The 20,971-nt window shown below is 72.8% G+C and carries 17 protein-coding genes and 1 pseudogene; 15 read left to right on the plus strand and 3 right to left on the minus strand.

Annotated features, from left to right (window positions below; genetic code table 11):
• Positions 1 to 286: 286 nt before the first annotated feature.
• The 10 genes and pseudogenes from IH45_RS0131980 to IH45_RS0132025 all read left to right on the plus strand — a co-directional run bounded on the left by IH45_RS0131980 (position 287) and on the right by IH45_RS0132025 (position 12,171).
• Positions 287 to 1,120 (plus strand): hypothetical protein, encoded by an 834-nt coding sequence (locus IH45_RS0131980; RefSeq protein ID WP_030676570.1) that lies wholly within the window; start codon positions 287 to 289, stop codon positions 1,118 to 1,120.
• A gap of 135 nt (positions 1,121 to 1,255) precedes the next feature.
• Complete coding sequence (locus IH45_RS0131985; protein ID WP_234440755.1) at positions 1,256 to 2,077, plus strand: YcnI family copper-binding membrane protein; 822 nt, start codon at positions 1,256 to 1,258, stop codon at positions 2,075 to 2,077.
• A gap of 78 nt (positions 2,078 to 2,155) precedes the next feature.
• The gene (locus tag IH45_RS0131990; protein WP_030676575.1) at positions 2,156 to 2,806 is read left to right on the plus strand and encodes an SCO family protein; all 651 of its coding nucleotides are present in this window, start codon (positions 2,156 to 2,158) and stop codon (positions 2,804 to 2,806) included.
• Positions 2,803 to 3,240: pseudogene (locus IH45_RS0131995) on the plus strand (copper chaperone PCu(A)C); the annotation flags it as partial. The gene IH45_RS0131990 and the pseudogene IH45_RS0131995, both read left to right, overlap by 4 nt.
• 210 nt (positions 3,241 to 3,450) lie before the next feature.
• Positions 3,451 to 5,580 carry a copper resistance CopC/CopD family protein gene (locus IH45_RS0132000; RefSeq protein WP_030676580.1) on the plus strand — a complete coding sequence of 710 codons (2,130 nt, stop codon included), beginning with the start codon at positions 3,451 to 3,453 and terminating at the stop codon, positions 5,578 to 5,580.
• Positions 5,580 to 6,887, plus strand: coding sequence for an iron uptake transporter deferrochelatase/peroxidase subunit (gene efeB, locus IH45_RS0132005; protein WP_030676582.1), 1,308 nt, complete (start codon positions 5,580 to 5,582; stop codon positions 6,885 to 6,887). Before IH45_RS0132000 ends, efeB begins: the two co-directional genes overlap by 1 nt.
• Before the next feature lie 247 nt (positions 6,888 to 7,134).
• Positions 7,135 to 8,061, plus strand: coding sequence for a prephenate dehydratase (gene pheA / locus IH45_RS0132010; protein ID WP_030676585.1), 927 nt, complete (start codon positions 7,135 to 7,137; stop codon positions 8,059 to 8,061).
• 946 nt (positions 8,062 to 9,007) lie between these two features.
• Positions 9,008 to 10,297, plus strand: coding sequence for a serine--tRNA ligase (serS, locus tag IH45_RS0132015; RefSeq protein ID WP_078897874.1), 1,290 nt, complete (start codon positions 9,008 to 9,010; stop codon positions 10,295 to 10,297).
• Positions 10,294 to 11,139 (plus strand): HAD family hydrolase, encoded by an 846-nt coding sequence (locus tag IH45_RS0132020; protein WP_199810740.1) that lies wholly within the window; start codon positions 10,294 to 10,296, stop codon positions 11,137 to 11,139. The genes serS and IH45_RS0132020 overlap by 4 nt, the downstream gene beginning before the upstream one ends.
• 309 nt (positions 11,140 to 11,448) lie before the next feature.
• Complete coding sequence (locus tag IH45_RS0132025; RefSeq protein ID WP_158813330.1) at positions 11,449 to 12,171, plus strand: hypothetical protein; 723 nt, start codon at positions 11,449 to 11,451, stop codon at positions 12,169 to 12,171.
• On the opposite strand, the gene IH45_RS0132030 is transcribed toward IH45_RS0132025, so the two are convergent.
• Together IH45_RS0132030 and IH45_RS0132035 are read right to left on the minus strand one after the other, a co-directional pair.
• A complete protein-coding gene (locus IH45_RS0132030) occupies positions 12,065 to 12,748 on the minus strand; it encodes a rhomboid-like protein (RefSeq protein WP_030676593.1) in 684 nt (227 codons plus the stop codon). The genes IH45_RS0132025 and IH45_RS0132030 overlap by 107 nt on opposite strands.
• Positions 12,745 to 13,797 (minus strand): Lrp/AsnC family transcriptional regulator, encoded by a 1,053-nt coding sequence (locus tag IH45_RS0132035; protein WP_030676595.1) that lies wholly within the window; start codon positions 13,795 to 13,797, stop codon positions 12,745 to 12,747. The genes IH45_RS0132030 and IH45_RS0132035 overlap by 4 nt, the downstream gene beginning before the upstream one ends.
• Before the next feature lie 128 nt (positions 13,798 to 13,925).
• Here IH45_RS0132035 and IH45_RS0132040 point away from each other — a divergent pair, with 128 nt between their 5' ends.
• Together IH45_RS0132040 and IH45_RS0132045 are read left to right on the plus strand one after the other, a co-directional pair.
• Entirely contained in the window at positions 13,926 to 15,506 is a 1,581-nt protein-coding gene (locus IH45_RS0132040; protein WP_030676598.1) for an MFS transporter, read from the plus strand.
• Between the two features lie 277 nt (positions 15,507 to 15,783).
• Positions 15,784 to 16,776, plus strand: coding sequence for a LysR family transcriptional regulator (locus IH45_RS0132045; protein WP_050515326.1), 993 nt, complete (start codon positions 15,784 to 15,786; stop codon positions 16,774 to 16,776).
• 113 nt (positions 16,777 to 16,889) lie between these two features.
• Here IH45_RS0132045 and IH45_RS0132050 read toward each other — a convergent pair whose 3' ends face one another.
• A complete protein-coding gene (locus tag IH45_RS0132050) occupies positions 16,890 to 17,714 on the minus strand; it encodes a MerR family transcriptional regulator (RefSeq protein ID WP_030676604.1) in 825 nt (274 codons plus the stop codon).
• A 348-nt stretch (positions 17,715 to 18,062) separates the two neighbouring features.
• Between IH45_RS0132050 and IH45_RS0132055 the strand changes: the two genes are divergently transcribed.
• The 3 genes from IH45_RS0132055 to IH45_RS0132065 all read left to right on the plus strand — a co-directional run bounded on the left by IH45_RS0132055 (position 18,063) and on the right by IH45_RS0132065 (position 20,724).
• Positions 18,063 to 18,380, plus strand: a complete 318-nt coding sequence (locus IH45_RS0132055) for an SAV_915 family protein (RefSeq protein ID WP_030676607.1) — start codon at positions 18,063 to 18,065, stop codon at positions 18,378 to 18,380.
• An 18-nt stretch (positions 18,381 to 18,398) separates the two neighbouring features.
• Entirely contained in the window at positions 18,399 to 19,850 is a 1,452-nt protein-coding gene (lysA, locus tag IH45_RS0132060; RefSeq protein ID WP_030676609.1) for a diaminopimelate decarboxylase, read from the plus strand.
• A 163-nt stretch (positions 19,851 to 20,013) separates the two neighbouring features.
• Positions 20,014 to 20,724, plus strand: a complete 711-nt coding sequence (locus tag IH45_RS0132065; protein WP_030676612.1) for a FadR/GntR family transcriptional regulator — start codon at positions 20,014 to 20,016, stop codon at positions 20,722 to 20,724.
• Positions 20,725 to 20,971 lie beyond the last annotated feature (247 nt).

Below are 20,971 nucleotides of genomic sequence, written 5' to 3' on the forward strand. Positions count from 1 at the left end.
CGCTGCAGCCTCCTGGTCGCGGCTCGACATATCGATACGTATTGCCGGGGCGCATGGTCCGTAAGCGTGCGCGGGGCGTGACTCCGCCCATTCGGCGGATGTACCGGCGACGCCCGCCGGTGTAACGGGCCCGGGCCGCGCCCGCGCGCACCCCGGCTCCCGTTGCGGAATGCGCCGGCGCGCCCCGGCCCTGACCTGCCCGTACCGGAATGGCGCGATCCGCCGGGTATGGAGCGGCGGACCTGCCGTACGGGAGCGGTGGGCGCAGTGGGATGATGGCGCGGCCATGACTGCCCCGTCCGACCCCGAAGAGCGCGCCGCCGCGGACCTGCGGCTGCTGAGGGCCGCGGTGTTCACCGCGGTCTGTGTCGCGCTGTCCGCGGCCGGGCACATGATCGGGTCCTGCGCCGCGGTCCCCGTGTGGACGCTGGGCGTGGGCTGCGCGGCGGTGTTCGCCGTCGCCGCGCCGCTGGCCGGCCGGGAGCGGTCCCTGCCGGGCATCGCCGTTGCGCTGGCCGTCGGGCAGCTCGCGCTGCACTCCGTCTTCGCGCTGGGCCAGCACCGTATGGCCGCGGCGCCGACGGCCGCCCCGGCGTCCGGCGGTGGCCTCTCCGACCAGGCCGCCATCGCCCTCGCACGGCATGTGACCTGCGGCCTCGGGGCCGGCCGGCTGGACGGCGCCGAAGCGCGCCGCATCCTGGACGTCTCCGCGATCGGCCCGGCGGGCCCCGGCGCGGCCGGGCACGCCATGGACCAGGCCGCCATGTCGGCCCCGGCGGCGCACGGGCTGCTGCCCTCGCTGCCGATGCTGCTGGCGCACGTGCTCGCGGCGCTCGCCGCGGGCTGGCTGCTGCGCCGTGGCGAGGCCGCCCTGTGGCGTCTCGTACGGCTCTCCGCGCCCGCGGCGCGGGAAGCGGCAGCCGTGGCGGAAGCACTCGTGGGCGCACTGCGGTGCACGCTGGCGCTCGTACGCGTCCTGTGCGCCGGGCTCCTGGGTGCCGCGGACACCCGTCCCGTGGCGCGTTTTTCGTACGGGCATGACCAAGCCCGCCCGAAGGAACTCGCACTCCAGCACAGTGTCGTCAGGCGGGGCCCGCCCGCCCTGGCCCTCGCGGCCTGACGACACGCACCGCACATCCCGCAGCGGAACCGGGCACGCCCCGGCGCACGGGAGGGACCGGTGTGCGCCGTCGTCCCCGCACGCGCGCCGGCCGTTCCCTTTCCCTTCCCTCCTGCCTGTGGAGTGCTTTCCGCCATGTCCGAGTACACCGCCGTACCGTCACAGTCCACCGCCGTACCGTCACCGTCTGCCGCCGAACCGTCCGGGTCCGCCGCACGGGCCGCGCACTCCGGCCGCCGCGGCCGGCTCGCCCGCCGGCTGCCCGTCGTCGGCGGCCTCGCCGCGGGCAGCGTGCTGCTGCTCGCCGTACCCGCCTTCGCGCACGTCAGCGTGCAGCCGGGCCGGGCCGAGCAGGGCGGCTACGCGACGATCAACTTCAAGGTCCCCAACGAGCGCGACAACGCCTCGACCGTGAAGCTCGAAGTGACACTGCCGACCGACCACCCGCTGGCGTCCGCCATGCCGCAGCCGGTGCCGGGCTGGAAGATCGACGTCACCAAGTCCAAGCTCGACAAGCCCCTGGAGACGCACGGCAAGAAGCTCACCGAGGCCGTCTCGAAGATCACCTGGACCGCGGACGGCGGCAAGATCGCGCCGGGCCAGTTCCAGCAGTTCCCGGTCTCGGTGGGCCAACTGCCCAAGGCCGACCAGCTCGTCTTCAAGGCCCTCCAGACGTACGACAACGACGAGGTCGTACGTTGGATCGAGCCGGCCAAGGAGGGCGCGCCGGAGCCGGACAACCCGGCGCCGGTGCTCAAGCTGACCCCCGCGACCGGTGACGGCCACGGCTCCGGCGGCGCCGACGCGAAGAACGCCGGCGGCGACGCGGGCGACACCCGGCAGGCCGCCGCGGACGGCAGCGACACCACGGCGCGCGTCCTGGGCGGCGCCGGCATCGCCGTCGGCATCATCGGTGTCGCGTTCGGCGTGCTCGCCGGCCGTCGCCGTGGCGCCTGACCCGACCCCGTGCCGGTACCCGGCGCCCGCGTGGCGCCGGGCCGGCACCCCGCTCCTGACCACACGGGACACACAGCAATGCGTAGTAGGAATCTGATCGCCGCCGCCGTCGCACTGGCCTCGGCGCTGACCCTCGCCGCCTGCGACGGCGGCGGCGACAGCGACAAGCCCGCCGCCAGCGTCTCCGGGGGCACCCGATCCCAGCCGATCGTCACGCTCGACCAGCCCATGGAGAAGCCGGACCTGGTGCTGACCGACACCGAGGGCAAGAAGTACGACCTGATCGAGCAGACCAAGGGCCACCCGACCCTGATCTACTTCGGCTACACCCACTGCCCGGACGTCTGCCCGCTGACGATGAACAACATCGACGTGGCGATGCGGCAGCTGCCCAAGGCCGAACAGGACGACCTGCGCGTCGTCTTCGTGACCTCGGACCCCGAGCGCGACACGCCGGAAGCGCTCAAGAAGTGGCTCGGCGGCATCAACAAGAAGTTCGTCGGCCTGACCGGCTCGTTCGACACCATCCAGGCCGGCGCGCGCAGCGTGAACATCGGCATCGAGAAGCCCGTCAAGAAGAAGAACGGCGACGTGGTCTCCACGCACGGCGCGCAGGTGCTGCTCAGCTCCCCCAAGGACGACAAGATCCACTGGATGGGGATGCAGGACGCCGGCGTGGACCACTACTCCAAAGCACTTCCGAAGATCACCAAGGGACAGAACCCGTGAACCGCCGCACCGCCCTCGCCGCCGCCCTCGCCCTGACCGCCGGATTCGCCCTCGCGGGCTGCGGCGGGGACAGCGCGCCCGAGCTCTCGGTCTCCGGCGCCTACATGCCGCAGCCGGTCGACCAGAACATGGCCGGCGGCTTCCTGGTCATCAAGAACTCCGGTGGTACGGCCGACAAGCTCACCTCCGTGACCAGCGACGTGGCCAAGAGCGTCACCATCCACACGACCAAGGACAACAAGATGGAGGAGGTCAGGTCGCTGGACATACCTGCCAACGGCGAGCTGGAACTCGCCCGCGGCGGCAACCACCTGATGTTCATGGGCCTGAAGAAGAAGCCGGCCGAGGGCCAGCAGGTCACCGTCGAGCTGCACTTCGACAAGTCGAAGCCGCTCAAGGTCGATGTCCCGGTCAAGTCCGGCACCTACGTCCCGGGGAACGGCGCGGCGAAGTCGGGCTCCGGCGGCGGGGGATCGATGGATCACGGTTCCATGGACCACGGTTCGATGCAGCACGGTTCGATGCAGCACGGTGAGCAAGGCTCCATGCAGCACGACGGGTCGATGCAGCAGGACGGCTCGCAGCACGAGGGATCCGCCGAAGACCACTCGCAGCACGACGCCAAGAAGTAGGGGGCGCCCGTCATGACCACCACCGTCCTCTGCGCACCGGGCTCCGGCGCCCGCGCTCCGGGCGCACGCCGTAAAGGCGCCCCGCGCACTCGCCGGCCGGCCGCGCTGCGCCTCCTGGTGCTCGCGGCGGCGCTGCTCGGCATGCTCCTCGGAGGTGCCGCGCCGGCCAGTGCGCACGCCGCGCTGACCGGCAGCACCCCCGCGCAGGGGTCGGTGGTGCAGAGCGCGCCCGAGCAGGTCACGCTGACCTTCTCCGAGGGCGTCGCGATGGGTGACGACTCGATCCGGGTCCTGGACCCGCAGGGCAAGCGGGTCGACCGCGGCAAGCTGCGCGACCTGTGCAGCGGCGAGACGGTCAAGTACGGCGCGGGGCTGCCGCCGGGGCTGCCGGACGGCACGTACACCGTCGCCTGGCAGGCGGTCTCCGCCGACAGCCACCCGGTCTCCGGCGCCTTCACCTTCTCGGTGGGCGCGCCGTCCAAGACCAGCGCCCCGCTGCCCCAGCAGGAGGCCGGCGGCGGTGTGGTCGGCGCGCTGTACGGCATCGCGCGCTACCTCGCGTACGCGGGCTTCGTCGTCCTGGTGGGCGGCGCGGCGTTCGTCCTCGCCTGCCGCCCGGCCGCCGCGCGCGTACGGTCCGTACAGCGCCTGGTCTCCCGGGGCTGGGCCGCGCTGACCGCCGCGACCATCGCGATGCTGCTGCTGCGCACCCCGTACACGACGTCCGGGGACCTCGCCGATGTCTTCGACCTCGGCGGACTCCGGCAGGTCCTGGAGACCAAGCCGGGAGCCGCGCTGGTGTCCAGGCTGCTGCTGCTCGCCGCCGCGGCCCTGTTCGTGGCCGTCCTCTTCGGCGCGTACGCCCGCGCTCAGGGAGATGAGGGGCGTACGGGGGAGGGTGAACGCGCCGGTGGTACGGGCGGTCCGGCCGAGGACGGCCCCGACCACGGCAGCCCCTCCACCCCCACCTCCGGCCCCGGCCTTGACCCCGGCCCCGGTACCGAACACCGCAAGGACCTGGCCCCCGGCCTGGCCATCGGCGGCACCATCGTGGCCGTGGGCCTCGCCGCCACCTGGGCAATGGCCGAGCACGCCTCGACCGGCCTGCAGACCGCCGTCGCCATGCCCGTGGACGCTCTGCACCTGCTGGCCGTCGCCACCTGGCTCGGCGGGCTGGCCGCGCTGCTGGCGTCCCTCTACAAGGGCCCGTCCGTGGCCCGGGCGGGCGTCCGGCGGTTCTCGCGGCTCGCGTTCGGGTCCGTCGTCGTGGTGGTGGCGACCGGTGTCTACCAGTCGTGGCGGCAGGTCGGTACGTGGAAAGCGCTGACCGACACCTCGTACGGGCGGCTCCTGTTGATCAAAGTCGCGCTGGTCGTCGTCCTCGTGGGCGTGGCCTGGTTCTCGCGGCGCTGGACGGCGCGGCTGGGCGAGGGCCCGGCGCCCGAGGCAGAGGCCGCCGCCGTACTGGAAAGCGTGACAGCGCGCGCGGAAGCGGCGCAGGACGCGCGGGCGGAGCCGACCCCGAAGGCCGCGGGCACCGACGACGCAGCGCGCGACGTCGACCCCGCGCGGGCCGCCCAACTGGCCCGGCAGCGCACGGCGCTGGCCACCGCCCGTACCAAGCGCATCCGCGACGCCGACCCGGAGCGCTCCGGGCTGCGCCGTTCCGTCCTGGCCGAGGCGTCGGTCGCCGTGGTGCTGCTGGCCGTCACCACCGTGCTCACCTCCACCGAACCGGCCCGTACGGAGGAGGCCGTCAAGGCGGTCGGCGCGGCCGGGCAGTCGGCCGACGCCAACCAGCCGCAGGTACTGAACATCCCGTTCGACACCGGCGGCGCGCGCGGCAAGGGCACCGCGCGCGTCGATCTGGACCCCGGCCGCAGCGGCAGCGCCAACGCCCTGCACCTGCGGATCGCCGACCCGGACGGCCGGACCCAAGATGTCCCCGAGGTGAAGGTCTCCTTCACCCTCAAGGACAAGAAGCTCGGGCCGTTGCAGGTCACCCTCGACCACGTCAGCGAAGGACACTGGAGCGCGCGCGGCGTCCAGTTGCCGGTGCCCGGACAGTGGCAGCTCTCCCTGGTCGTCCGGACCTCCGACATCGACCAGGTCACCGAGACCAGGAACGTGAAGATCAACTGATGACGACCACCGCTTCCCCCTCCGACGGCACCGCCGGTTCCGGCGCCGGCACGGAGCGCCCCGAGACCCTCGAACTGTCCCGCCGCCGCCTGCTGGGCACCGTCGGCGCCGCCGGCGCGGCGGGCCTGGTCGCCGGTGCCGCGGGCGGCGCGATCGGCGTCGCCGCCGCGCAGGACGACCCGCCCGCCGCGCTGAGCAGCCTCGGCGCGACCACGGTCGCCTTCCGCGACGAACGCGCCAGGCACCAGGCGGGCATCACCACGCCCCTCCAGGCGCGCGGCCACCTCGTCGCCTTCGACCTGGCGCCGGGCGCCGACCGCAAGGCCGCGTCGGCACTGCTGCGCCGCTGGTCCCGTACGGCCGAGGAGCTGATGGCCGGGCGCGCGCCGGCCGCGGACACCGGTGTCGCGCTGGACGCGGGCCCGTCCTCGCTCACCGTCACCTTCGGGTTCGGCCGCACCTTCTTCGACCGTACGGGGCTGACCGCACACCGCCCGGTCCAACTCGAACCGCTGCCGGACTTCTCCTCGGACGCGCTGGACGCCGGGCGCAGCAACGGCGACCTGTGGGTGCAGATCGGCTCCGACGACGCGCTGGTCGCCTTCCACGCGCTGCGCGCCCTCCAGAGGGAGGCCGGGGACACCGCGCGGCTGCGCTGGCAGATGAACGGTTTCAACCGCACGCCCGGCGCCACCGCGAGCCCGATGACCGCCCGCAACCTGATGGGCCAGGTGGACGGCACCAACAACCCCAAGCCCACGGACTCGGACTTCGACGAGCGGATCTTCGTCGGCCGGGACGCCGGCAGCGGCCCGTACGCCTGGATGCGCGGCGGCTCGTACGCGGTCGTCCGCCGTATCCGGATGCTGCTGGACGACTGGGAGAAGCAGCCGCTCGCCAGGCAGGAGAAGGTCATAGGCCGCCGCAAGGCCGACGGCGCGCCGCTGACCGGGGGCGACGAGCACACGAAGATGGATCTGGACAGGAACGGCCCGGACGGGCTGCCGGTCATCCCGGCCGACGCGCACGCGCGGATCGCCGCGCCGGAGTCCAACCAGGGCGCGGCCATGCTGCGGCGGCCGTACTCCTTCCACGACGGGTTCCGCGACGACGGCGCCCCGGACGCCGGACTGCTGTTCATCTGCTGGCAGGCCGATCCGCTGCGCTCCTTCGTCACCATCCAGCGCAAGCTGGACCGCGGCGACGCGCTCTCGCCGTTCCTGCGGCACGAGGCCAGCGGGCTGTTCGCGGTGCCGCCGGCCGCGGTGGCGGGCGGGTATGTGGGGCAGCCGTTGTTGGAGGGGTGAGCGGGCGGGTCGTGGAGTCAGGCGGGCCGTGGAGTCGGGCGGGCCGTGGCCTCGGATGCGCGGTGGGTCTCCGGTGGCCGATGGGCTTCCGGAGGCCCGGTGGGACCGCGGGTCCCCGGAGGCTGCTGGGCCTCTGGGTACCAGTGGGTCTCCGGCTTCCGGCCGGGGCGGGCGGCCGGTGCGGGTAACGTGGCGAGCGGGTGATCGGTTCGGCGGTCCCCACCGGAGCGTGAGGGAGTCAGAGGCAATGTCGGTCAGCCGCTACACGTATCTGGGGCCCGCGGGCACGTTCACCGAGGCGGCGCTGCGTACGCTCCCGGAGTCCGCCACCCGCGAGCTGGTCCCGATGGTGTCCGTACCGGCCGCGCTGGACGCCGTACGGGCCGGGGAGGCGGCGGCCGCGCTGGTGCCGATTGAGAACTCGGTCGAGGGCGGGGTGACCACCACCCTGGACGAACTGGCCGCCGGCGAACCGCTGATGATCTACCGCGAGGTGCTGCTGCCGATCGCGTTCGCGCTGCTCGTACGGCCCGGCACCCAGCTCACGGACATCAAGACGGTCACCGGGCACCCGGTCGCCCAGCCGCAGGTGCGCAAGTGGCTGGCCGGGCACCTGCCGGAGGCGGTGTGGGAGTCGGCGGCCTCGAACGCGGACGGTGCTCGACTGGTCCAGGAGGGCCGGTACGACGGCGCCTTCGCCGGGGAGTTCGCGGCGGCGACGTACGGCCTCGAACCGCTGGTCACCGACATCCACGACGCGCAGAACGCGGCCACCCGCTTCGTCCTGGTGGGCCGCCCCGCCCGGCCGGCGGCGCGCACCGGCGCCGACAAGACCTCGGTCGTGCTGTGGCTGCGCGAGGACCACCCCGGTGCGCTGCTGGAGCTGCTCCAGGAGTACGCGGCCCGTGGCGTCAGCATGATGCGCATCGAGTCCCGGCCGACCGGCGAGGGCATCGGCCGCTACTGCTTCTCGGTGGACTGCGAGGGGCACCTCACGGACCGGCGGGTCGGCGAGGTCCTGATGGCGCTCAAGCGGATCTGCCGCGAGGTGCGGTTCCTCGGGTCGTACCCGCGGGCGGACCGGGTACGGGCGAACGTGCGCCCCGACACGGTGGACGACGCGTTCACGGACGCGGCGGACTGGCTGACGCGCTGCCTGGACGGGCGGGCCTGACCGGTCGGCGTCGGCCGCTCGGAGCTGGGCCGGGCACCGTGGCGTTGCCTCAGTAGCCGGGCACCCTGGCGTTGCCTCAGTAGCCAAGCACCGTGGAGCCGCCTCAGTAGCCGGGCGCCGTGGTGCCTCCTTGTGGCCGGGTCCCGTGACGGTGGCCGGGAACCGGTGGGCGAGTGGTGCTGAAACGGTCCGCTGACCGGCCGCCGAGCGGCCCGCGCGGAGCGGTGTACGGCCTGGACTGGGGCGTTGGCGTTGTCCACAAAGTTATCCACAGGCACGGTTCTCGACCTGGGGACAAGTCGACACGGCGGCCGTCCCAACTCGGACAGAGTCGACATATTGCTCTACCGACCCCCGGAGCCTTCCACAGCGCCGCAGCCCGCCCACGTCAGCGCAATTCGCGCGAACAATCCTTTAGGGCGAGGAAATCCCACACGAAAGAGCGTCGGCAAAGGGTTTCATCGGTGAATCCCTGGCAACGGTTTCCTGAAGCGGAACCAAACCTTCCAACTTCCACAGTTCCCACACACAGCCTGTGGATAAGATTCCGAAACTCCCCCACCCCTGTGGACAACCCTGGGTACAACCGCCGCCGTCCCCCACCGTGCACCGCCCGCCAACTCCGGCCGCCCACAGGGGAAGCGGGTCGCCGCAAGCGGCGCGAATACCCCCGTACCGGCGACGGCGCAAGATTTCCTTGACGATTTTTTCCGCCACTTTCCGGCCGTCCGCACCGCACCCCGCGACTCCCGTCACTCCCCGTTCCCCCCACCCCGCCGACTTCCCGTCCGCCCCTTATGCTCCCCTTGCACCCCGCGCCATACCGCCGCGCCGCATCGCGCACTCCGGAATTCCCAAACGCTACAAATATCCACAAACCGGACAAAGCGCCACGCGAGGAAATATGGCGTCGAGCGCCGGTGCCGCGCCCCGGTAGCCTGGTGGGGTGATTGACCTTCGCCTGCTCCGTGAGGACCCCGACCGTGTGCGCGCGTCCCAGCGCGCCCGTGGAGAGGACGTCGCGCTCGTCGACGCACTCCTCTCCGCCGACGAGCGGCGCAGGACCTCCAGCGTCCGCTTCGACGAGCTGCGCGCCGAGCAGAAGTCACTCGGCAAGCTCATCCCCAAGGCCACCGGCGACGAGAAGGCCGCGCTGCTGAAGAAGGCCGGGGAGCTGTCCGCCGCCGTCAAGGCCGCGGACGCCGAGCAGGACGAGGCCAAGGCGGAGACGCAGCAGCTGCTGCTCAGGCTGGGCAACCTGGTCCACCCCGACGTCCCCGTCGGCGGCGAGGAGGACTTCACGGTCCTGGAGACCGTCGGCACCCCCCGCGACTTCGCGGCCGAGGGCTTCGAGCCCAAGGACCACCTGGAGCTCGGCCAGAAGCTCGGCGCCATCGACGTCGAGCGCGCCGCCAAGGTCTCCGGATCGCGCTTCTACTACCTGACGGGCATCGGCGCGCTCCTGGAGCTCGCGCTCGTCAACGCCGCCATCGCGCAGGCCACCGAGGCCGGCTTCACGCCGATGCTCACCCCGGCGCTGGTACGCCCGCACGCCATGGAGGGCACCGGCTTCCTCGGCCAGGCCGCGGAGAACGTGTACCACCTGGAGAAGGACGACTACTACCTCGTCGGCACCTCCGAGGTCCCCCTCGCCGCGTACCACATGGACGAGATCGTCGACGCGGACCAGTTGCCGCTGCGCTACGCGGGCTTCTCGCCGTGCTTCCGCCGCGAGGCCGGTACGTACGGCAAGGACACCCGCGGCATCTTCCGCGTCCACCAGTTCGACAAGGTCGAGATGTTCTCGTACGTCGACCCCGAGGACGCGCAGGCCGAGCACCAGCGCCTCCTGGACTGGGAGAAGCAGTGGCTGACCGGCCTGGAGCTGCCCTTCCAGGTCATCGACGTGGCCACTGGCGACCTGGGCGCCTCGGCCTCGCGCAAGTACGACTGCGAGGCGTGGATCCCCACCCAGGGCAAGTACCGCGAGCTGACCAGCGCCTCGAACTGCGACGAGTTCCAGGCCCGCCGCCTGTCGGTCCGGATGCGCACCAACAAGGACGGCAAGCAGCAGGTCAAGCCGCTCGCCACGCTCAACGGCACGCTCTGCGCGGTGCCCCGCACCATCGTGGCGATCTTCGAGAACCACCAGCAGGCGGACGGCTCCGTGCGGGTGCCCGAGATGCTGCGCCCGTACCTGGGCGGCCGGGAGATCCTGGAGCCCGTCAACCGGTGACCACCGCCCCCGAGCCCGCGCACCGGCCCGAGCCGGCCCGCCCGCTGCCGTACAAGCTCGTCGCGACCGACCTCGACGGAACGTTGCTGCGGCACGACGACACGATCTCCGAGCGCACCCGCGCCGCCCTGGCCACGGCCACGGCGGCGGGGGCCGCGCACATCGTCGTCACGGGCCGCGCGGTGCCGTGGACCCGCCACATCCTCGACGCGCTGGACTACGACGGCATAGCGGTGTGCGGGCAGGGCGCGCAGGTCTACCACGCCGGCGAGCACCGGCTGCTGACCTCGGTCACCCTGGACCGGCAGCTCGCCGGACTGGCCCTCGCCAAGGTCGAGGCGGAGGTCGGCCCGCTGTTCCTGGCCGCGAGCCGGGACGGTCTGGACGGCGAGGTGCTGGTCACCCCCGGCTACCGCGTCCAGGAAGGCCCGCTGCCGAACCTGCTGATCCAGGAACCGGGCGAGCTGTGGACGGCCCCCCTCAACAAGATCTACATCCAGCACCCGACCCTCGGCGACGACGAACTGGCCCGCGCCGCGCGCGAGGCCGCCGGCGACCTGGTCGGCGTGGTGATGGCCGGCGAAGGTGTCGTCGAACTCCTGCCCCTCGGCCTCTCCAAGGCCACCGGCCTCTCCCTGGCCGCCCGCCGCCTGGGCGTGAAGGCCGCCGACACGATCGCCTTCGGCGACATGCCCAACGACATCCCGATGTTCGGCTGGGCCGCCCACGGCGTAGCCATGGCCAATGCCCACGGGGAACTGAAGGCCGTCGCCGACGAGATCACCGCCTCCAACGACGAGGACGGGATCGCGGTCGTGCTGGAGCGGTTGTACGGCGGCTGAGCCGCGCGCCCGGCCATCTTTTCGGAACGGTTGCGCGAACTCCCGCCCGCGAACGAGTAACTGTACGTTTATCCGTTCGTTGTCCACCGTGCGTGGAGGCAACTGGAGTTCGAGGCGTCGAGGGACCGTGAAGTGCTGGGGTTTGCCGGTGACGGCCGTGAAGCGGTGCAACCGTACGGCTGAGAACCGGACATAGAGGTAGTGGCATCCGTGAGCAGCCTCCGCTCCTGAGCCCTGGATACGGGCGTTCAGTTGAAGGGGACAGCCTGTCCCCTTCAAACCGATCCGGTTTGAGTGGAGGGCATTTCCATGCCACCCGAAGCTGTACTGCTGGAGTCGCGGGCCATGCGCGACAGTGTGATCGGACGTGTCGGCGTCCTGGACAAGGTGAAGGCTCTCGTGATGCTGCCCGATGGGCTGCATGTCACGACGCGGATGGTCGCCGAGTACTTCGAGGTGGGCACAGAGGCCGTCAAGAGCATCGCGAAGCGGCACCGGGGCGAGCTCCGGGACAACGGCATGCGCACCCTGCGCGGCGCTGAGCTGCAAGTCTTTGATAGGTCCAACTTGGACCCATGGGCGTCGAGTTATCCACAGGGGAGTGTGCAGCTGACTGTGTACACCCGCCGAACCCTCCTCAACATCGCCATGCTCCTCCGCGACAGCGAGGTCGCGCGTGCGGTGCGTACGTACCTCCTCGACGCCGAGGAGCGGGGCCGCGACGGTGTGCCCCGCCAGGACGCGAACGGCCCGACGCTCGAATCCCTCGACCACCGCCTCACCCGCGTCGAGTCCTCCCTCGCCGACGTAGGCCCCGTACTCCGGGACCTCGGGCCGGTGATCGGCCGCATCTCCGTACGGCTGGACCGGCTGGACCGGCGGCTGGACGCCACGAACCGGGTCGTCTGCGCGATGAGTCTGCGGCTCAGTGATCTGGCGGAGGACGTCCGGGAGCTGCGGTACGGTCCGCGTCCGCTGCCGCGTCCGCACCGGCATCCGGGGTCAAGGGCCAGGCGGCGAGACCAAGGGTGAAGGCGATGGCGTGTCCGATGTCGGTGAAGGTGGCGCCTGACAGGAGCGGGATGCCGAAGAAGCCGATGACGGACGCCAGGTAGAGGTAGCGCCAGGGGGGCGGCAGCCGGTAGGTGAGCAGGCCGGCTGCCGCCGCCAGGCCGTACGAGACGCCGATGTCGACGACGTGCGTCATGGAGCGGGGCAGCCGGTGTCCCTCGATGGCGAGCAGGACCAGTTCCTGGCTGGCGAGGGTGGCGGTGACGTGGGCGACGCCGATCGTCAGCAGCCAGCGCCAGGTGCCCAGCCAGCGCTCGACATTGGCGTGCACCAGCTCGAAGAGGACGGCGTACAGGACGAAGGAGGACGGGTTCTCGATCCAGAAGCCGCTGATGAGGAGGGAGGAGAGCGGGTGCCGGTTCAGCTCGTGGATGTTGCTGCTGGTGCGGTGGAGGAGGAAGTCGCCCAGTCCCTCGGTGGCTCCCGCGATGACGAGGCTGGTGACGCCGATGACCAGCAGCCAGATGTGGGTGCCGGGCGCGGCCCGTATCCAGGCCGCCACCCGGCCGGCCGGCGCGGCGGGGAGTACGGGCTTCATCGTGCGCGGCCCGGCGGGGCGGGGGTGAGCGGGCCGGGGACGGTCCGGCCCCGGCCGTGCGGTCCGGCCCCCTTGAGCCGGCGGATCAGCGGGGAGGACTCCATGTGCCGTACGCCGGGCAGCGCCGCGATGCGGGTGGTCAGGTACGTGTACAGAGCGCGTACGTCGGGGCACAGCACCGACGCGAAGAGGTTGTGCGGGCCGGTGGTCGCGCAGGCGAAGGCCACCTCGGGGTGCTGGGCCAACGCCGTTCCGGCAGCGGCCAGTTCGCTGGGGGCGACGGAGAGCCAGAGGGAGACCATGACGCCGAAGCCGAAGTGCCGGGCGTCGTATTCGACGTCGTAGTAGAGGACGCCGTCCGCGCGCAGTTCGGACAGCCGGCGGCGGACGGTGGACTGGGACCAGCCGGTGGCCGTGGCCAGGTCGGCGAGGCCGGTGCGGCCGTCCTCGGCGAGCGCGTCCAGGAGGCGGCGGTCGGCCGCGGTGAGCACGGGGGGCGACGGGCGTACGGGCGGTGCGCCGGCCCGCCGGTCGGCCGCGGCGGACGCCGGGTGGCGCAGCCGCTCCGCCTGTTCCTCGGTCAGCGCGCCGGACTTGTTGACCAGTCCCAGCGGGCCGCCGAAGAATTCGTGCAGCATGCAGTGCGCGGTGACGCCGACCACGCTCGGGGTCCGCGGCAGCTTCTGGAGCAGCAGCGCGTCGCTGTCCCGGCTGCTGGCGGCGCGGCAGACGGCGCCGATCTCGGTGCCGCCGGACATCAGGCTCACCCAGGACGTGTCGGACCGCCGGGCCAGCGCCTCGGCCACCGCGACGGCCGCGTCGGGTGTGCACTGCACCCGTACCAGCCACTCCGTCTCACCGAGCGCCGGCGGATCGGTGAGCCCCATCACCTTGATCATGCCGGTGCCGCGCAGCCGGCCGTAGCGGCGGGCGACGGTCTGGTCGGAGACGCCGAGGACCTCGGCGATACGGCTGAAGGGTGCCCGTCCGTCGAGCTGGAGAGCGTGGACCAGCCCCCGGTCCAGCTCGTCGAAGCCGTCGGTTTTCACCAGGAAAGGCTAACCCGTGTCGGATTGCGCCGCACGGTACGCCGTGGCTGGGAGTGGCGGGGGTGCCGCCCGGATTCTGGTGCGGGGGACGGAACGAACGACGACACCGATGACCACAGAGGATCTCGATGCACAACGGGCGGAGCAGATGGTGGCCCCTGGTCGCCATCACCCTGGGCAACTTCATGTTGCTCGTGGACGTGACGATCGTGAACACGGCGCTGCCGCGGATGGCCGACGGCCTGCACGCCTCCTTCACCTCCTTGCAGTGGGTGATGGACATCTACGCGCTGGCGCTGGCCGCGCTGCTGATGGTGGCCGGTTCGGCGGCCGACCTGTTCGGGCGCCGCAAGCTGTACCTGGCGGGGCTCGCGCTGTTCGCGCTGTCCTCGCTGGCCTGCGGACTGGCGCCCGACGAGGGCGTGCTGATCGCCGCGCGGGCGGTGCAGGGCGCGGGCGCGGCGGCGATGTTCGCCACCAACACGCCGCTGCTGATGGCCGCGTACCAGGGCCGTGACCGGGGGGTCGCGTTCGGCGTCTGGGGCGGTACGGGCGGTGCCGCGGCGGCGGTCGGCCCGCTGCTGGGCGGTGTGCTGACCCAGTACGTGGACTGGCGCGCGATCTTCCTCGTCAACCTGCCGCTGACGGCGGTGGCGGTGTGGATCACCCTGCGGTCGGTGCCGGAGTCGCACGGCGACCGTACGGGGCGCATCGACTGGCCGGGCGCCGGCGCGTTCACGCTGTGCGCGGGCGCCCTGACGTACGGGCTGATGCGCGGCGGCGAGGAGGGCTGGACGGAGTCCGGCACGCTGCTGTCGCTGGCGGTGGCCCTGCTGGCGCTGGTCGTCTTCGTGGCCGTGGAGCGCCGTACGGCCCAGCCGCTGCTGGACCTGAAGCTGATGCGGCGCCCGGCCTTCGCCGTCCTGATGGCGGCGGCGCTGCTGCTCCAGGCCGCGGCGTTCCCGTATCTGACGTACGTGGGCCTGTGGGTGCAGAACATCCTGGGCCTGAGCCCCGTGATGGGCGGTCTCGCGGTGCTGCCGATGGCGGCGGCGTCGATGGCCGTGGGCATGTTCGGCGGCCGGTTCCTGCACCGGCTGGCGCCGCAGGTGCCGATCGGCGTCGGCCTGCTGCTGATCGGCGCGGGTCCGCTGCTGCACGTCCTGCTGCTGAACGACGACTCCGGCTGGTCGGTCCTCACGCCGGGTCTGCTGATCAGCGGCGTCGGCATCGGCATGGCCATGCCGGTTCTGGTCTCGGCGGCGCTGGGCGCGGCCCCGCCGCAGCGCGCCGGCATGGCCAGCGGCGCGGTCAACACCTTCCGCCAGCTCGGCTACGCACTCGGCATCGCGATCCTCGGCACGGTCTTCGCTCAGGGCGTGCGGTCCGCGGGCGCGCACGCCGGTCCGGGCGTCGGCTACGTCCACGGCCTGACCCGGGTGTCCCTGGTCGCGGGGATCGTGGCGGTGGCGACGGGGCTGATGGTCCTGACTGTCGTACGGCGGGGTGCGGACGGGAACCGTTCCACCGACCGTACGGCTCCGGCTGCCGCGGGGACGGCGGGGAGCGGCACGGCGGGAAGCGGCACGGTGGGGAGCGGGGCGGCTCCGAAGGCGGACGCGAAGGCCGGCACCGCAGCGGCCGGCACCGCAGCCACCGCCACGGCAACGACCGCCGCCGGTACGGCGGTCGGCGCGGACCGGGGCTGACGACAGCGCCGGATGACGGGGTCGTACGACGGGACCGTACGTCGGATCGCCGTACACCCTCGCCATACACCCCGCCGTACAACGGCGGCGCCGCGTGGCCGGCCCACGGCGGGTCGGCCACGCGGCGCCGCCCCCAACGGGTCGGCCCCCGGAACCGTCCGGCGCCGTAGCCGGTTCCGGGTGGCCGCCTGGCGCCGTGTCCCGATCCTCCTCGCGCCCGTACACCCAAGTCAATCCTCGGGTTTCCTTCCAAACCCCTTAGCTGTAACTTGGGTTGGTGACCCTCGACGACCTCCGCATCTTCGTCGCCGTCTGCGACGCGGGCAGCCTCAGTGCCGTCGCCCGTGACCTCGGCTGTACGCAGTCGGCGGTGAGCCAGCGCGTCAAGCGGCTCGAACGCGAGGCGGACATCGGCCTGTTGGAGCGGAGACCGCGCGGCGTGGCGCCCACCCGGGCCGGCCGCATCCTGCACCGCGCCGCGAGTGGCTCCCTCGGCGAACTCGACCTGGCGCTGCGCCGCCTGGCCGATCTGCGCCGGGGCGATGCCGGCACGCTGCGGATCACCACCGGAGCGACGACCGTACGGCACTTCATGTCGGCCGCCGTGGTCACCTTCCGCGCCCGCCATCCGCACGTCGACCTGGAGTTCCAGACCGAGAACTCCGGTCGCCGCTGCTGCGAGGCGGTGGCCGACGGCACCGCCGAGCTGGCCTGGATCACCATCGGTGCGCCCGTACGCGGCATCGAGCAGCACCCGGTGCTGGAGCTGCCATGGGTGCTGGCCGTACGGTCCGACGACCCGCTCGCCGCGCGCGACCGCATCGAGCCGGCCGAGCTGGCCGGCGGCCTGAACGGCATCCGGCTCATCCGGCTGCCGGAGAACTCCGTCTCCCGGATGCGGCTCGACGGGCACCTGGCCCGGCCGGAGGCCAGCCCCGCCGCACCCGCCGGCTCCACCAGCTCCACCAGCGTGGCCGACTGGGACACCGCGATGCTGCTGGCCGAACTGGGCGTCGGGCACGCCGTGGTCCCGGACCTGCCGGGGCGGCACGGCACCGACCACCCGGACCTGCGGCTGATCCCGATCCCGGGGCTGCCGCCGCTGGCGACCGGCTGGGCGGTACGGCAGTGGGCCACGCTGAGCCCGGTCGCGGTGGAGTTCGCCGAGACGGTGAACACCTCGCTCGACGGCTCCGGGCACGGGCGCAAGAGCCCGTACAGCTCCGGGCACGGACGCAAGAGCCCGTACAGCCCCGTCCGCAGGAGCTGAAGCCCGGGCGATCCACTGCGCCCATCGCGCGCCGGCGCACAAGCAGCGCACGGCCTGCCGAGGCCCCCCGCTCACCTCCCGCCGGCTACCTCCCGCCGCTCACCTCCCGCCGCTCACCTCGCGACGATCGGCTCCTGCAGCTCGGTCACCCACCGCTCCCGGTCCTCCGGGCACTCCAGCGTCAGCTCCCGCGGGTACCCGGCGGAGCGGTACGGGCTGTCGGCGAGCCAGCGGGCCAGCGTCTGCGCGGTCGGCAGCACCCGTTCCATCGGGCCGCGGTGCACCACCGTGGCCGCCCGCTCGACGGCCGGCAGGTCCACGACCGCGAAGTCGTGGGACGGCTGCGGGGCGGCCGTGACCGGGACGGCCGCGTGCACCGTGATCCGGTCCCCGCCCTCCGGCGCGTCCTCGTAGTACGCGATCGCCGGGCCGGACGGCTCGATGCCCGCCGCGGCCAGCCGCCGGAACAGATCCGCGTACAGCGGGCGGATCACCGGGCCGATGTCCTCGGGCCCGAAGCTCGCCGCGACGCCGGTCAGTTCGGCGACCCGTACCGCCTCGACGCGCTTGACCACCACGTCCTCCACGGCCATCCGCCCCTCCTCCTCGATCGTCCGCAGCCGCGCCTCGACCCGGGCCAGCCGGGCGCCCGCCGCCGTGACCGCCGCCGCCAGCTCGGCCCGGCGCAGCCGCAGCATGCCGCGCAGCTCCGCCGCGCTCACCTGCTCGTCCAGGATGGCCGCGACCTGCTGGAGGCTGAAGCCGAGGTCCTTGAGGGCGATGATGCGGTTGAGGCGGGCGAGCTGCCCGGCCTCGTAGTAGCGGTAGCCGGTGGCCGGGTCCGTACGGGCCGGGCGCAGCAGCCCGATGGCGTCGTAGTGCCGCAGCATGCGGGCCGACACCCGGCCGTGGCCGGCGAAGTCTCCGATGGTGAACATGACGTCTCCCAGTGCAGGGCTTGCCACGGTGTGAAGGTCAAGGGGGCGGCCGACGGCCCGGGCGACCCTCGCGGAGCCCGGCCGTAACGATCCTCGCGGAAGCCCGGCCGTGACGTCCCGGGGAATCGAGGTACGCACGGGCCCGCGCCGGGGTGTACGTCCCCGCCGTGCACCGGCGCGTGCGCCGGTGCACCAGCATCGCGTCAAGGGGCGTCCACGGGCCGTCAACGATGCGTCAGTACGCCGCCGAGCGCCTGCCGCTACGGGCATAGCGTCGAGGAGGAGCCCCGGCACTTCCCTTCCCACCGGTCCGGGGCCGGTCCTGCGCGAGCACCGAGGAGCGACGCCGTGTCCCAGCAGCATCTGTACGAGGAAGATCCCGAACCTGCCGAACGCGTCCCGGCCGGGCTGCTGTTCGTCCCCGTCCGGCCGGGCCCCGCGGGCTGTACGGCCCGCCTGTTCCGCACCCCGCTCGGCGGCCGTACCGCCGTCGGCTTCACCTCACCGCAGCGGCTCGCCGCGGAGCTCGGCGCCGACCAGCCGTGGATCCGGCTCGCCGAGCCCGCGCTGCGCGCCCTCGCCGAACCCCTCGGCGCCGGAATCCTGACCGTGGACCCGCGCCTCGCACCGGTTGCCCGCCGTACGCCGCTGCTGCGGGCCGTCTGAGAAGGGCGGACGACCACCATGACCGTGACGACCACGACACCGACCACCGCACCGGAGCACGCTGACGGGCACACCGCCGGAAAGCCGCACGACCCGGCCGCTCCCGGCCTCCCGGACCGTCTTCCGGGCGACGCCTCGGACGGCCTTACGGGCGACCTTTCGGACGACCTTTCAAACGACCTCTCCATCTGGCCCGCGTCGACGGCCGAACTGCCGAACGCCGACCTCTCCGTGGGCGGCGTCCCGCTCACCGAACTCGCCGAGCGCTTCGGCACCCCCACGTACGTCCTGGACGAGGCCGAGGTACGCGCCCGCTGCCGCGCCTACCTGCGCGCCTTCCCCGACGCCGATGTCCTGTACGCGGCCAAGGCGTTCCTGTGCCGCGCCATGGCCCACTGGGTACGGGAGGAGGGCCTGGGCCTGGACGTCTGCTCCGCCGGCGAGCTGGAACTGGCCGTCACCACCGGCTTCCCGCCGTCCCGCATCGTGCTGCACGGCAACGCCAAGAGCCCCGACGACCTGCGCGCCGCACTGCGCCTGGGCGTCGGCCGGATCGTCATCGACAGCACCTCGGAGATCGCCCGGCTCGCCGCCGCGGTCCCCGCGGGTTCCCGGCAGCAGGTACTCGTACGGGTGGTGCCCGGCATCGCGGCCGGCGGCCACGCCAAGGTCCGTACCGGAACCGACGACCAGAAGTTCGGCCTCTCTCTGGCCGACGGCTCGGCGCAGCACGCCATCACCCGCATACTGGGCCAGCCGCGGCTGCATCTGGTCGGGCTGCACTGCCACCTGGGCTCGCAGATCACCACTGTGAAACCGTTCCTGTCGGCCGTCCGGCGGCTGGTGGGACTGCTGGCCCGTATCCACGAACAGCACGGCGTCACGCTGCCGCAGCTGGACATCGGGGGCGGCCACGGCGTCGCCTACCGGCCCGGCGAGGACGGCATGGACATCGCGGCGCTCGGCGCCAAGGTCCGGGCCGAGCTGGCCGGCGGCTGCGCGGCGGCCGGACTGCCGGTGCCCCGCCTGACCGTCGAGCCGGGCCGCGCCATCGCGGGCCCGTCCGGTATCGCCCTGTACCGGGTGCTGTCCGTCAAGCGGACCGGCGAGCACACCTTCGTGGCCGTCGACGGCGGGATGAGCGACAACCCGCGGCCCGCACTGTACGGGGTGCGGTACGCGCCCCGGCTGGTAGGGCGCCGGTCGAGCGCCGCGCTCACGCCGGTGAGTGTGGTGGGGCGGCACTGCGAGGCGGGCGACGTGCTCGCCGCCGGCGTACGGCTGCCCGGCGACGTACGGCCCGGCGACCTGATCGGCGTACCGGTGGCGGGCGCGTACCACCTGTCCATGGCCTCGGGCTACAACCTGGTGGGCCGCCCGCCGGTGGTCGCCGTCGCGGACGGGCAGGCGCGCGTCCTCGTACGGCGGGAGTCCCTGGCCGACATCCAGGAGCGTGACATCGGGCTGTGACACGTGGCGCCGGGCCGGACCGGTGGCACCGGCCCGGCGCCCCTGTGACGTACGCGGAGGAAAAACTCCGTGCACGTTGCAGGGATTATTTGTAGGATGACTGGGCAACCGGATGACACCGGTTGTCCACACGTGTGACCGGAACCGAACCGAGGATGTGCGCATGGTGTTGCAGGCAGCGGGACGGCAGTCCCTCGTGGACACCGTCGTGGACGCCCTTCGCGCCCAGCTGGCGGCCGGCACCTGGCCGGTGGGCGAGCGCATCCCCACCGAACACGCGCTGGCCGAACAGCTCCAGGTCGGACGCAACACCGTCCGCGAGGCCGTACGGGTCCTGGTGCACGCCGGCATGCTGCGCTCCCGGCAGGGCGAGGGCACTTTCGTCGTCTCCCAGGCCGACCCGGGCGACATCATGCGCGGCGTCCAGCGAGCCGGCGTCCGGGACGTCCTGGAGCTGCGCATCGCCCTGGAGGCGGAGGCCGCCCGCCTGGCGGCCCAGCGGCACCGCCCGGACGACCTGGAGCGGATGCGGGCCGCACTGGACGCACAGGCCGCCCTGGAGGCCGCCAACGGGCAGCCCTTCGGCGGCGACCTGGAGCTGTACGCCGATCACGACGTGGCCTTCCACCGGGCCGTCGTGGAGGCCGCGCACAACACCGCGCTGACCGCGACGTACGCCTGGTTCAGCAGCTCCGTACGCGAAGCGCTGCTGTCCTCGCTCGACGACGAGCGGATGCCGCGCATCATGCACGGCGATCACCGGGCCGTCCTGGACGCCATCGCGTCCGGCGACCCGGAGGCGGCGGAGAAAGCCGCCCGCGCGCTGCTGGAGCCGCCGAAACGAGCGGTGGAGCAGCTGCTCGCGGAGCGGTGAATCGGGGCGGGCCGCAGGCCGGGGGTCCGTGATCACGAGGCGGCCGGGCGCGCGCCGTCGTAGCGGGCGCGGACGCGCCGATGTGGGCGCCATTGCGCCGTATCGAGTACCGGCCGCCGATCCGAGTGCCGGCACGCCGTACCGCCGTCGCAGAAACGTTCCTCCCGCCCTCTCCCCTCGCTCCGCCCGCCCCACACCCGTACGACCGACCCCCCCCCCCCCCCCCCACGCAAGGAGAGTCACGCAC

Source organism: Streptomyces rimosus subsp. rimosus, assembly GCF_000720725.1.
GTDB lineage: Bacteria > Actinomycetota > Actinomycetes > Streptomycetales > Streptomycetaceae > Streptomyces > Streptomyces rimosus_A.

Excerpts from the sequence above, each read along its gene's own strand:
- IH45_RS0131980 (WP_030676570.1), top strand. The coding sequence starts at position 287 with ATGACTGCCCCGTCCGACCCCGAAGAGCGCGCCGCCGCGGACCTGCGG.
- IH45_RS0131985 (WP_234440755.1), top strand. The coding sequence starts at position 1,256 with ATGTCCGAGTACACCGCCGTACCGTCACAGTCCACCGCCGTACCGTCA.
- IH45_RS0131990 (WP_030676575.1), top strand. The coding sequence starts at position 2,156 with ATGCGTAGTAGGAATCTGATCGCCGCCGCCGTCGCACTGGCCTCGGCG.
- IH45_RS0132000 (WP_030676580.1), top strand. The coding sequence starts at position 3,451 with ATGACCACCACCGTCCTCTGCGCACCGGGCTCCGGCGCCCGCGCTCCG.
- efeB (WP_030676582.1), top strand. The coding sequence starts at position 5,580 with ATGACGACCACCGCTTCCCCCTCCGACGGCACCGCCGGTTCCGGCGCC.
- pheA (WP_030676585.1), top strand. The coding sequence starts at position 7,135 with ATGTCGGTCAGCCGCTACACGTATCTGGGGCCCGCGGGCACGTTCACC.
- IH45_RS0132025 (WP_158813330.1), top strand. The coding sequence starts at position 11,449 with ATGCCACCCGAAGCTGTACTGCTGGAGTCGCGGGCCATGCGCGACAGT.
- IH45_RS0132030 (WP_030676593.1), bottom strand. The coding sequence starts at position 12,748 with ATGAAGCCCGTACTCCCCGCCGCGCCGGCCGGCCGGGTGGCGGCCTGG.
- IH45_RS0132040 (WP_030676598.1), top strand. The coding sequence starts at position 13,926 with ATGCACAACGGGCGGAGCAGATGGTGGCCCCTGGTCGCCATCACCCTG.
- IH45_RS0132050 (WP_030676604.1), bottom strand. The coding sequence starts at position 17,714 with ATGTTCACCATCGGAGACTTCGCCGGCCACGGCCGGGTGTCGGCCCGC.
- lysA (WP_030676609.1), top strand. The coding sequence starts at position 18,399 with ATGACCGTGACGACCACGACACCGACCACCGCACCGGAGCACGCTGAC.
- IH45_RS0132065 (WP_030676612.1), top strand. The coding sequence starts at position 20,014 with ATGGTGTTGCAGGCAGCGGGACGGCAGTCCCTCGTGGACACCGTCGTG.